This window comes from Flavobacterium enshiense, assembly GCF_022836875.1.
In the GTDB taxonomy this organism is placed as follows: Bacteria; Bacteroidota; Bacteroidia; order Flavobacteriales; family Flavobacteriaceae; genus Flavobacterium; species Flavobacterium enshiense_A.
This window is the reverse complement of sequence record NZ_CP090376.1, coordinates 2,486,814-2,499,753: the sequence shown is the minus strand read 5'-3', so window position 1 is coordinate 2,499,753 and position 12,940 is coordinate 2,486,814. Positions and strand designations below refer to the sequence as shown.

Here is a 12,940-nt window from a genome sequence, read left to right as displayed (position 1 = left end):
ATTCGAATCCCGATGTAAGTCGGGATTTTTTTATACCTATTTTTAACTATGAAACAACTCGAAAAAGGGAGTTCTAAATTATTAAATGCCTGGGCATCTTATGATTGGGCTAACTCGGTTTATAGCCTGGTAATTGCTTCGGCGATTTTTCCAATTTATTATGGACAATTATTTAAGGATAAAGGCAATCTGTATATTGAAATATTTGGAATCGCACTAAAAAGTACCGCTTTGATAAGCTTTACCACAGCTGCCGCTTTCTTAATGGTGTCGATTTTTTCACCGTTGCTTTCAGGTATTGCCGATTATGCTGGTAATAAAAAGTCGTTCTTGAAATTTTTTTGTTATTTGGGAGCACTATCGACTATTGGCCTGTGTTGGTTTGATTTGGATACTATTTATTTCAGTCTGGCATGTTATTTTTTTGGACTGATTGGTTTTTGGGGAAGTTTAGTGTTTTATAATTCGTATTTACCCGATATAGCATTTCCGGAACAACAGGACAACGTCAGCGCTAAAGGATATTCCATGGGCTATCTTGGAAGTGTTATTTTGCTTATCATCAATCTTGCCATGGTAATGAAACCGGATTGGTTTGGGATTACAGGGACTGAAGGTGAGGCTGCGATAAAAGCAATGCGGTATTCTTTCATATCAGTAGGTATTTGGTGGATTGTTTTCAGTCAGTATGCATTTTATTATTTACCAAAAGGAACACAGGAAAACGGGAATAAAATGCATAGTGCTGTTGTTTTTAACGGTTTTAAGGAGCTAAAAAAAGTATGGCATTTGCTTGAAGATAATCTTCGTTTGAAACGTTATCTTTTAAGTTTCTTTGTTTACAGTATGGCTGTTCAAACAGTTATGTTGGCAGCCACTTATTTCGGAGAGCAGGAAATTGCATGGGAGTCTGACGGACAGCGTACCATGGGGCTGATTATAAGTATCCTAGTAATACAGTTAGTGGCAGTTATTGGTGCTGTTGTCACTTCGAGAGCTTCTGTAAAATTTGGAAATATTCCGACATTAATTATTATTAATTGTATTTGGATGATAATTTGCGTTTGTGCTTTCTTTGTTGTTTTACCAGTACATTTTTATATTACTGCAGGTTTTGTTGGATTGGTCATGGGGGGGATTCAATCGCTTTCACGTTCAACGTATTCGAAATTTTTACCTGAAACTAAGGATACCGCTTCCTTTTTTAGCTTTTACGATGTTTCTGAAAAAATAGGGATAGTAATAGGAATGCTTTTATATGGGTTGATAGATCAGATTACGGGTAGTATGCGGAATTCGATTGTTTTTTTAGCGGTGCTCTTCGCTTCTGGTGTATTCTTGTTGATAAGAGTTCCTAAAAAATTATGACAAATGAAAAATAATATTATATTTGAAAAAAAATAGAATTAGAAAAGACTAGTAATAAATAATTATGAAAAGAATTACAATTTTAGCAACCCTGACATTATTTTCTGCTGTTTTGTTTACAGCATGCGGAGATACAGAGCCTGTTGATCCTGCGGTACTTAAAGGTGTTACCAATGTTGATATTGTTGGAAGATATAAACTGTCGGCTTTTAATACGGATGTTCAGACTGATTTAAATCGTGACGGAAGTGCTTCTTCAAACCAGATGTCTGAGACAACATGCTACAATAATATGTTTTTGACGTTAAATGAAGACAAAACCTTTACTGCTGATTATAAAGGAGTAGATATTTCATCTGTGAATACACTTCAGTGTTTTACAGATCCGTTAGTGAATGGAACATGGACTTATGACGGAAATTTATTGAAGTTGTCACACACTGAAAATAATATAGAATACAATGATACTTATACTGTTTCAGGTAATGAGCTTGTTTTCAGAAAAAATCAGGGTATTATCGTTGGAGTTCCTATTGATACGCCTGAATTCATTTCATCTGGTATCACGATGATTTATACGAAAGAATAATTTCTTAATGGAATGATAAAAAAGCCTGAAATCTCTTTCAGGCTTTTTTATTGGCATAAAGATTGACTAATACTAAGAAAGAATTTCAATAAAGCGTAAATTTGTATTGATATTCAATCGGATATATTTTATATGTTTGTTAAAACAGTTGTCTGTCCTTTATCGTTTAATGACAAAAAGTCTTAAAAATACTATGCCAAATCAAAAAATACTCACGCTTGACAATCTGTCACTTCAGGAGATTGATACGGATGCGGAATTAATTCCGTTGTTAACTCCGGAAGATGAAGAAGAGATGAATAACGAAACCCTTCCGGGGGAGTTACCTATATTGCCTTTACGTAATACCGTTCTTTTTCCGGGTGTTGTGATTCCGATTACAGCCGGAAGAGATAAATCCATAAAACTGATCAACGATGCCAATGCCGGTGATAAAATCATTGGGGTGGTTGCTCAAAAGGATGAGAACGTGGAGGAACCAACGGCGGCTGACATTCATACGGTTGGTACGGTAGCCAGAATTCTGCGCGTTTTAAAATTACCTGATGGGAATACGACAGTTATTTTACAAGGGAAAAAGCGTTTTGAAATTGATGCGGTAACAACCGATGAGCCTTACCTTAAAGCAAGAATTAAAGAAGTTGCCGAAAATCGTCCGGATGAGAAGGATGAAGAATTTTCAGCAATTATAGATTCTATTAAGGAATTGGCAATACAGATTATTAGAGAGAGTCCGAATATTCCAACGGAGGCAACTTTTGCCATCAAGAACATTGAGAGCAATCCATTTCTAATCAATTTTGTTTCTTCCAACATGAATTTGTCAGTTGAAGAAAAACAAGAATTGCTGTCTGTTAATGATTTAAAAGACAGGGCAATGGAAACATTGCGATATATGAATGTCGAATTTCAGAAATTGGAATTAAAAAACGATATTCAATCTAAAGTCCGTTTTGATTTAGATCAGCAACAACGGGAATATTTTCTTCATCAACAGATGAAAACCATCCAGGAAGAATTGGGCGGTGTTTCTCATGATCAGGAAATTGAAGAAATGCGCACTAAAGCCAAATCAAAAAAATGGGAAGAGAAAGTAGCCAAGCATTTTGATAAGGAAATTTCAAAATTGCAGCGCATGAATCCGCAATCGCCGGATTTTGGTATCCAGCGTAACTATCTGGAGTTGTTCCTGGAATTACCTTGGAATGACTATTCAAAAGATAAATTCGATTTAAAAAACGCCCAGAAAATATTAGATCGTGATCATTTTGGTTTAGACGATGTTAAAAAGCGTATCATAGAGCATTTGGCAGTTTTAAAATTGCGTAATGACATGAAATCTCCAATCCTTTGTTTATATGGGCCTCCGGGTGTTGGTAAAACCTCTATCGGTAAGTCAATAGCAGAAGCCTTGGGAAGACAATATGTGCGTATTTCATTAGGAGGATTACGTGACGAGGCAGAAATCCGAGGTCACAGAAAAACTTATATTGGTGCGATGCCGGGAAGAATCATTCAAAGTTTAAAGAAAGCCGGTACTTCCAATCCGGTATTTGTTTTGGATGAGATTGATAAACTGTCGAGCAGTTTTAACGGAGATCCTTCATCAGCCTTATTGGAAGTTTTAGATCCGGAGCAAAATTCGGATTTCTATGATAATTTCCTTGAAATGGGCTTCGATTTGTCTAAAGTGATGTTCATTGCGACTTCAAACAGTATGACAAGCATTCAGCCAGCTTTACGTGATCGTATGGAGGTTATCAATATGACAGGTTATACCATAGAAGAGAAAATTGAAATTGCAAAACAGCATTTACTTCCTAAACAATTAAAGGAGCATGGACTAACTTCGAAAGATCTTCAAATCGGTAAAAAACAGCTTGAAAAAATAGTTGTTGGATACACAAGGGAATCTGGTGTTCGTTCGCTCGAGAAAAAAATTGCTTCTGTAGTAAGAAATGCTGCCAAAAGTATTGCTTTGGAGGAAGAATATAATGTGAAAATTACCGAAGAAGATATTATAAAAGTATTAGGTGCTCCTCGTTTAGAGCGCGATAAATACGAAAATAATGAAACGGCCGGAGTGGTAACAGGTTTGGCTTGGACAAGCGTTGGCGGCGATATTCTGTTTATTGAATCCATTATTTCAAAAGGAAAAGGAGCCTTGACAATGACCGGAAATTTAGGTACGGTTATGAAAGAATCAGTTACTATTGCCTTGGAATACATTAAATCCAATGCCGAAAAATTGGGGATTGATGCTGAAGTTTTGGAGAAATATAATATTCATATTCACGTTCCTGAAGGAGCGACACCTAAAGACGGACCAAGTGCTGGTGTAGCAATGCTGACCTCCCTGGTTTCAAGTTTCACGCAAAAACGCGTTAAGAAAAGCCTTGCCATGACAGGGGAAATTACGCTTCGCGGAAAAGTATTGCCGGTTGGAGGTATCAAAGAAAAAATTCTGGCTGCGAAAAGAGCTAATATTAAAGAGATTATTCTTTGCAAGGAGAATAAGTATGATATTGATGAAATCAAACCGGAGTACATTGAAGGCCTGATATTTCATTATGTAGATACCATGGAAGACGTCCTGGAAATTGCCATAACGAATCAGAAGGTGAAAAACCCTAAAAAATTGTAAACAGTAAAGAATTCCAATTTAGAAATAAGTTGGAATTTCTTTTTTTGCGTAATCCCTTTTATAATTTTATCTTCGCAATTGCGTTATACACCCAGAAACGAAAACCAATAAATGTACAAGAAACTTCTGATTTTATTTTTACTGCTGATTTGTACTGTGAACTACGGTCAGATTGGTGGAAAATATACTTATCAGTTTCTGAGTTTAGTTACCTCTCCAAGACAGGCTGCTTTAGGTGGAAAAACAGTAACCATATACGATCAGGACGTAAACCAGGGAATATACAATCCGGCCACCATAAATGCTGAAATGGATAATCACCTTTCCTTGAATTACGGGAGTTATTTCGGTGAAGTTGCTTATGGTACTGCTGCTTATGCCTATACGTGGGATCGACATGTCCAGACATTGCATGTTGGAGTAAATTATGTAAATTACGGTCAGTTTGAAGGATACGATGAGAATGGGCAGAAAACAGGGGATTTCACAGGTAGCGAAATGGCGCTGTCCGGAGGATACGCCTATAATATTCCGTGGACACCAATTTATGTGGGAGCCAATGTGAAATTGATTTCGTCGACACTCGAGAGCTATAATTCGTTTGGTGTTGCTGCCGATATCGGAGGTTTGTATGTAGACGAAGATAATGATATCAACGTTGGGCTTGTAATCAGGAATGTCGGAACACAGATTTCGACGTATGCCGGTGACAGGGAAAAACTTCCGTTGGAAATAATTGCTGGAGTATCTCAGGAATTGGAAAATGTTCCGCTTCGATGGCATTTGACTTTGGAAAACCTTCAGCAATGGAATATAGCTTTCAGTAATCCTAACAGGGCAGAAGAGACAATTGATGGTCAGTCAGAGGAGGAAAAGGTGACATTTTTCAGCAATGTGTTCAGACACGTTATTTTTGGAGCTGAGTTGTTTCCTCAAAAAGCATTCAACATTAGGTTGAGTTATAATTTTAGAAGAGGCGAGGAGTTACGAATTGTAGATCAAAGAAATTTTTCGGGAATTTCAGCAGGTTTCGGATTGCGATTTAATAAAGTTAAATTTGATTATTCGTATTCCAGATATACAGTTGCTGCAAACATGAGTTTATTTGGTCTGACGATTAATTTCCAATAAAGAATTGTCAAAGCGAAAGTTTTTTAAGTCGTGGATAAAAAATCGAAAGAAGAATTATAATCATTAAGGAATTGAAAAAGATTACCATAGCAATAGACGGATTTTCGTCAACAGGAAAAAGTACTCTGGCTAAGCAATTGGCAAAGCATTTGGGGTATGTTTATGTGGATACTGGTGCGATGTATCGCGCAGTAACTGTTTTTGCAATGCAGCATAATTATATTTCTGAAGATCATTTGGAAAGAAAGAAACTGGTTGACAGCATGCCTGATGTGCACCTGCATTTTGAGTTTAATCCTGAATTGGGTTTTGCCGAAATGTTTCTGAACGGGAAAAATGTCGAAACTGAAATCAGAACTTTGGAAGTTTCTCGTTTGGTAAGTAGAATTGCCGAAATATCCGAAGTACGCTCCAGATTGGTAGAACAGCAACAGAAGATGGGAAAAAACAAAGCAGTTGTAATGGATGGTAGAGATATCGGAACTGTTGTGTTCCCACATGCCGAGTTGAAGATTTTCATGACTGCCAGTCCGCATACCAGGGCGCAACGTCGTTATGATGAGTTGTTGGAATTGGGGCAGCAGATAACGTTTCAGGACGTGCTTCAGAATGTTAATGAACGCGATTATATGGATACCCACCGTGAAGATTCTCCTTTGGTAAAAGCGGCCGATGCTATTGAACTTGATAATTCTGGGCTTACCAAAAAAGAACAGTTTCAATTGGTGTTAAATTTGGTTAACGAAAAGGTTACGGCGTAACAAACTGTTTAAATAATTTATATTGAATAATCCAAAATGATTTGGGCTTGTAGAATAGTCTAAATTATTTTGGGTTTTTTGTTTTTAATGTTAGATTTGCTGTCTTTTTGAAAAAATTATAATTTTTTATCACAAAAATAGACGTATGAATATAAAAAATCGCCTTGTCTTAATGAGCTTTCTGCAATTTTTTGTTTGGGGAGCATGGCTGATTACTGTTGGAAATTACTGGTTTGGTACAAAACAATGGAGTGGGGCCGAGTTTGGGGCTATTTTTTCCACCTTGGGACTTTCCTCAATTCTGATGCCGGCACTTACGGGAATTATTGCCGATCGTTGGGTGAATGCCGAAAGACTTTACGGTATTTTACACATTTTAGGAGGTTTGGCGATAGCCTATCTAGCTCAGGTGGATAATCCAACAACGTTTTATTGGGTGATTTTTGCAGCAATGCTGTGTTATATGCCAACTATTTCTTTGTCCAATTCTATCGGATATACGATTCTTAAGAATAATCAGTTTGATGTTGTAAAGGTATTTCCGCCGATTCGCGTTTGGGGAACGGTTGGTTTTATCGTTGCGATGTGGATTACTAATTTAACCGGTAACAAAGCTTCGGTAAACATGTTTTACATTTCTGCCTTTGCTGCGATAGTTCTTGGTGTTTATTCATTCACTTTGCCAGCTTGTCCGCCTCAGAATAAGACGGCGGAGGATGCATCTTTAGTACGGTCATTAGGTTTAAATGCTTTCAGACTTTTTGCGAATTACAAAATGGCGCTGTTTTTTATTTTTTCCATGTTTTTGGGAGGAGCATTGCAGTTGACCAATATGTACGGTGATACCTATTTGTCTGAATTTGAAAAAATACCTCAATATGCCGATTCCTTTGTAGTGCGATATTCGACGATTATCATGTCGATTTCTCAGATTTCGGAAACACTTTTTATTTTGGCAATACCGTTTTTCCTGAAACGTTTCGGGATTAAAAATGTGATGTTGATGAGTATGCTGGCTTGGGTACTGCGTTTCGGATTGTTTGCTTACGGAGATCCCGAAGGTGGTTTGTGGATGATTATCTTGTCTTGTATCGTATATGGAATGGCATTCGACTTCTTTAATATATCGGGTTCTTTGTTCGTGGAAACGACTACAGATTCTAAAATTCGTTCGAGTGCGCAAGGTTTGTTTATGATGATGTCTAACGGATTTGGAGCTTTCTTTGGGGGAATTATCAGTGGATATGTCATTGATAAATACTTCACGGTTGATGGGCAACGCGACTGGCACAATATATGGCTTGCGTTTGCGGGCTATGCTTTAGTAATTGCTGTAGCCTTTGCGGTGTTGTTCAAGCATAAACACGATCTGAAGGATGTGGAGAGTGTGAGTCACTAAACACTATGATAAAATTGAAAACCGACGGACATTGTTTGTCGGTTTTTTGTTTGCCGATGTTCATACAATTGATTGAATAACCCCGATAGGAGTAGAAATCCTTTTATTGTGAGATTGCTTTGCAAACTCGCGATAACAGATTGGAATGGATAGCGGGAAATCGAAGATTCAGCGAAGCTAATAAGGTTTGTAAAAATGCTCGTCCCGATAGTTATCGGGACATTCGCTTCTTTTTCGAATCTCTAAACTAAAATAGATTTTTAGACAGGCTTAGATTTTATTGATTTTAGTTTTTTGCCTTTAGATTTTAACTGTTTGGCAATTTGACTATCGGTGTAGTTTATCTATTTTAATAGTCCGATAATCTAAGAAGTCTGGCAATAGTTCAATAAAACTTTGGTAATTAAATAATTATTGTTAATTTTGCACACCTTTTAGCGAGTAAGAGTTTCTATTAGGTATCAACTATTTATGTAAAACACTGCTGTTGTTTTCTGTCGCATTAAGAAACTCGAGAGGCACGGCATACAAATTTTTTATCAGACATGTCTGAAGTAAACAAAACACAAGAAGAGTTTTTAGCGAATTTTAACTGGCACAACTTCGAAGAAGGTATTGATGCAGTAGATGCTCAGAACTTAAAAGAATTCGAAGATTTAGTTGCTAAAACTTTCATCTCTACAGATGCTGAAGAAGTAGTAGAAGGTGTAGTTGTTAGAATCACTGAAAGAGACGCTATCGTTGACATCAACGCTAAATCTGAAGGTGTTATCTCTTTAAACGAGTTCCGTTACAACCCGAACTTGAAAGTTGGAGACAAAGTTGAAGTATTAATTGACGTTCGTGAGGACAAATCAGGTCAGTTAGTATTATCTCACAGAAAAGCACGTACAATCAAAGCTTGGGATAGAGTTATCGCTGCTAATGAGTCTGGAGAAATCGTTAACGGTTTCGTGAAATGCAGAACTAAAGGTGGTATGATCGTTGACGTATTCGGAATCGAGGCGTTCTTGCCAGGTTCTCAAATCGACGTGAAACCTATCCGTGATTACGATCAATATGTAAACAAAACTATGGAATTCAAAGTTGTGAAAATCAACCATGAGTTCAAAAACGTTGTTGTTTCTCACAAAGCGCTTATCGAAGCTGATATTGAAGTACAGAAAAAAGAAATCATTGGTCAATTAGAAAAAGGACAAGTATTAGAAGGTGTTGTTAAAAACATTACTTCTTACGGTGTGTTCATTGACTTAGGAGGTGTAGACGGATTAATCCACATCACTGACTTATCTTGGTCAAGAATCAACCACCCATCTGAAGTTCTTGAATTAGACCAGAAACTTAACGTGGTAATCCTTGATTTCGATGATGAGAAAACAAGAATCCAATTAGGTTTAAAACAATTAAACGCTCACCCTTGGGATGCTTTAGATGCTAACTTGAAAGTTGGTGATAAAGTAAAAGGTAAAGTAGTTGTAATCGCTGATTACGGTGCATTTATCGAAGTTGCTGAAGGTGTTGAAGGTTTAATCCACGTTTCTGAAATGTCTTGGTCTACTCACTTAAGAAGTGCTCAGGATTTCGTAAAAGTTGGAGATGTTGTTGAAGCAGTTATCTTAACTTTGGATAGAGAAGACCGTAAAATGTCTTTAGGTATCAAACAATTAACGCAAGATCCTTGGACTGATATCACTGCTAAATACCCAGTAGGTTCTAAACACACTGGTATCGTTAGAAACTTTACTAACTTCGGAATTTTCGTTGAGTTAGAAGAAGGAATCGACGGTTTAGTATATATCTCTGACCTTTCTTGGACTAAGAAAATCAAACACCCGTCTGAATTTGTTAACGTTGGTGATAAATTAGACGTAGTAGTATTAGAGTTAGATGTTGATGGACGTAAATTATCTTTAGGTCACAAACAAACTACTCCAAATCCTTGGGACAAATATGAAGAAGGTTTTGCTGTTGGAACTATCCACAACGGAACTATCTCTGAAATCGTTGACAAAGGAGCTACTGTAGAATTCGGTGAAGATATCGTTGCTTTCATTCCTACACGTCACCTTGAAAAAGAAGACGGTAAAAAATTGAAAAAAGGCGAAACTGCTGATTTCAAAGTTATCGAGTTCAACAAAGAATTCAAAAGAGTAGTTGCTTCTCACACTGCTATCTTCCGTGAAGAAGAAGAGAAAAACGTGAAAGCTTCTGAATCTAACACTGCTGCTTCTACAAATGCACAAGCATCTACATTAGGAGACAACAATGATATTCTTGCTGAATTAAAAGCTAAAATGGAAAAAGGAGAAAACTAATATTTCCTTAATCTAAATAGTAAAAAGCCCCGCAATTGCGGGGCTTTTTTTATGCTTTATAAAATAGTCCGAATCCCATTTAATAAGTTATGATACGTATTTAAATACGTCCTGAACCCTTTTTATTGAAAAAAACCACAAAAATTAATAAGAAAAGTACAGGCGAAATTTCTTATTTCAATACTTTTACGAATCTAAATTTATCTTATGAAGAAAATCTACTTTTTGTTGTTGGCTTTAGGTCTTTTTACGGTTGTAAATGGCCAGAATGTTTACATTGAGGATTATGAATTTAAAACACTGTTATTAGGCGCAACTCCTGGAAGTGACGTTGTGAAGGATATACATTATAATTCAATAACTTTAGATGCAAATGGTGATAATGAAATACAAGTAAGCGAAGCATTACTCGTAGGTTATATATTAGTGCCTAATGAACGTATTGCATCTTTAGTTGGAATCAGAAGCTTTACAAATTTAAAATGGTTAGAATGTGGAGGAAACCGACTAACTAGTCTCGATTTGAGTGGATTAACTAATCTGGTTGAACTTCACTGTATTGGCAACATGATAACCTCACTCAATTTGGATGGATTAAATTCGTTAAAAGTGGTGGAATGTAGTTCAAATCAATTGGCAAACCTTAGTTTGAATGGGCCACTTTTAACTAGGTTGAAATGTGAGGATAACAGATTAACGAGTTTGACAGTAAATTTTGCAGATGATTTACCAATAAATGCCGACCTGTTCTTTTGTAATAACAATCAGTTAACTTCTTTGAACTTTACTGGGAATTTTAAGGAATTGCGATGTTCTAATAACCTTCTGACTCAGCTGGATATTTCTACAGTTCCGAGTTTAAAAATAGTTTATTGTGACAGAAATAGGTTAACAAGTTTAAATGTAACAGGATCAACAAGTATTGAAGAGATACATGGTGAGGTCAATCAGTTGACCTCTTTAGATTTTATACCTACAAGTTCTCTTAGTTTCAGTAAACTAAAAACTTTAAGTATAGGACATAATCAAATTACATCCCTTGATTTATCGCTTTTAACTAAGTTAAGCTCTTTACATTGTGTAGTGAATCAATTGACAGTTTTAGATGTGAATTTAAACGTATATTTAAGTGATTTATATTGTGGTGGTAATCCATTGTTAAGAGCTTTATTAGTAAAAAAACAAACATTACCGGCTAGACTTGAATTTCAAGACTGTCCAAATCTTAATTTCATTTGTGTAAAAGATTCTGATATTCCTGCTATTCAGCAAAAATTAAATACTTATGGATATACTAATTGTACAATAAACTCTTATTGTACTTTTACGCCGGCTGGCACATTTTACAGATTAAAGGGGAATAATAAATTTAGTCTTAGCGGAGATTGTAACGGTTCTGGTAATCCACTTCCTTTTTTAAGGTTTAATATAACCGGAGGATCTAATAGCAGAACTGTTATTGCGGATGATACTGGAGCATATGATATTCCTTTTCAATCGGGTACTTATACTGTAACTCCATTTTTGAATGGAAATCCAAATTATTTTATCAAAAATCCATCTGTTTTAAATATTACTTTTCCAGCTTCATCAAATCCGTATATTAAAAATTTCTGTGTATCCCCAAATTACAGTATTCCAACCAATGATCTAGAAATTAAGTTGCTTCCAATGGTTCAGGCAAGACCGGGATTCAATTGTAAATACAGAATCATTTATAAGAATAACGGTAATTCAGTCCAATCAGGTACAATTAATTTAGGTTTTGATGATGCTGTTCTCAATTTAATTTCGACTTCCTCTCCAACTGCAAACCAAACTACAAATAATTTATCTTGGAATTTTACCAATTTGCAGCCTTTTGAAACAAAGGAAATCGGAGTTTTATTTAGCCTCAATTCCCCTACACAGTCACCTCCTGTAATTATGGGTGATGTTTTGTATTTTAATTCATCAATAACTAGTAGTTTAACAGAAAATAGTGTCTCAGATAACAGCTTTAACTATGCCCAAACTGTAGTAAACTCTTTCGATCCCAACGACAAAACTTGTCTGGAAGGAGCAACAATTGCTCCAAGCGAAGTAGGGAAGTATGTTCATTACATGATCCGTTTCGAAAACACCGGAACTTTCCCTGCTGAGAACATTGTGGTAAAAGATATGATTGATACGAACAAGTTTGATGTCAATTCTTTGGTGCCGATCAAAGGAAGTCATCCGTTTGTAACCAATATCACTTCAGGTAACAAAGTGGAATTCATTTTTGAAAACATCAATTTACCGTTTGATGATGCTAATAATGATGGGTATGTTGCATTCAAAATCAAAACGAAACCTACATTAGCAAATGGGGATACTTTCAGTAATAATGCTAGTATTTATTTCGATTATAACTTCCCGATTGTAACTAATACTGCTACTACAACGATTCAGGCATTAAGCACTCAGGATTTTGGATTTGATCAGTATTTCAGTTTATATCCGAATCCGGTGAAAGACGTTTTGAACATCGAAACCAAACAAATTATTGCAGTAAGTTCCATCAATATCTACAATCAATTAGGACAATTGGTGCTAGTGGTTCCAAGCGCACAGAATGTCTCAAAAGTGGATGTTTCCAGTTTGGCTTCCGGGAATTATTTCATCAAAATCAATTCGGATAAAGGAACTTCGAATACCAAGTTTATCAAGCAGTAAGTTGCTGTTTTTCATACTTCAAAATCTCGATTACGG

At 36.2% G+C, this 12,940-nt stretch carries 8 protein-coding genes; all 8 read left to right on the top strand.

Annotated elements, in window-relative coordinates; genetic code table 11:
- The first annotated feature begins 48 nt into the window (after positions 1 to 48).
- The 8 genes from LZF87_RS11150 to LZF87_RS11115 all read left to right on the top strand — a co-directional run bounded on the left by LZF87_RS11150 (position 49) and on the right by LZF87_RS11115 (position 12,904).
- Positions 49 to 1,368, top strand: coding sequence for an MFS transporter (locus tag LZF87_RS11150; RefSeq protein ID WP_244339087.1), 1,320 nt, complete (start codon positions 49 to 51; stop codon positions 1,366 to 1,368).
- A gap of 64 nt (positions 1,369 to 1,432) precedes the next feature.
- Complete coding sequence (locus LZF87_RS11145; RefSeq protein WP_244339086.1) at positions 1,433 to 1,957, top strand: lipocalin family protein; 525 nt, start codon at positions 1,433 to 1,435, stop codon at positions 1,955 to 1,957.
- A gap of 193 nt (positions 1,958 to 2,150) precedes the next feature.
- A complete protein-coding gene (lon, locus tag LZF87_RS11140; RefSeq protein WP_244339085.1) occupies positions 2,151 to 4,601 on the top strand; it encodes an endopeptidase La in 2,451 nt (816 codons plus the stop codon).
- 111 nt (positions 4,602 to 4,712) lie between these two features.
- Positions 4,713 to 5,732 carry a type IX secretion system protein PorQ gene (porQ, locus tag LZF87_RS11135; RefSeq protein ID WP_244339084.1) on the top strand — a complete coding sequence of 340 codons (1,020 nt, stop codon included), beginning with the start codon at positions 4,713 to 4,715 and terminating at the stop codon, positions 5,730 to 5,732.
- Positions 5,733 to 5,803: 71 nt separating this feature from the next.
- Complete coding sequence (cmk, locus tag LZF87_RS11130; protein ID WP_244339083.1) at positions 5,804 to 6,493, top strand: (d)CMP kinase; 690 nt, start codon at positions 5,804 to 5,806, stop codon at positions 6,491 to 6,493.
- A gap of 145 nt (positions 6,494 to 6,638) precedes the next feature.
- Positions 6,639 to 7,892 carry a nucleoside permease gene (locus LZF87_RS11125; protein ID WP_244339082.1) on the top strand — a complete coding sequence of 418 codons (1,254 nt, stop codon included), beginning with the start codon at positions 6,639 to 6,641 and terminating at the stop codon, positions 7,890 to 7,892.
- A gap of 545 nt (positions 7,893 to 8,437) precedes the next feature.
- Entirely contained in the window at positions 8,438 to 10,207 is a 1,770-nt protein-coding gene (gene rpsA, locus LZF87_RS11120) for a 30S ribosomal protein S1 (RefSeq protein WP_244339081.1), read from the top strand.
- Positions 10,208 to 10,414: 207 nt separating this feature from the next.
- Positions 10,415 to 12,904, top strand: a complete 2,490-nt coding sequence (locus tag LZF87_RS11115; RefSeq protein WP_244339080.1) for a DUF7619 domain-containing protein — start codon at positions 10,415 to 10,417, stop codon at positions 12,902 to 12,904.
- The last annotated feature ends 36 nt before the right edge of the window (positions 12,905 to 12,940 follow it).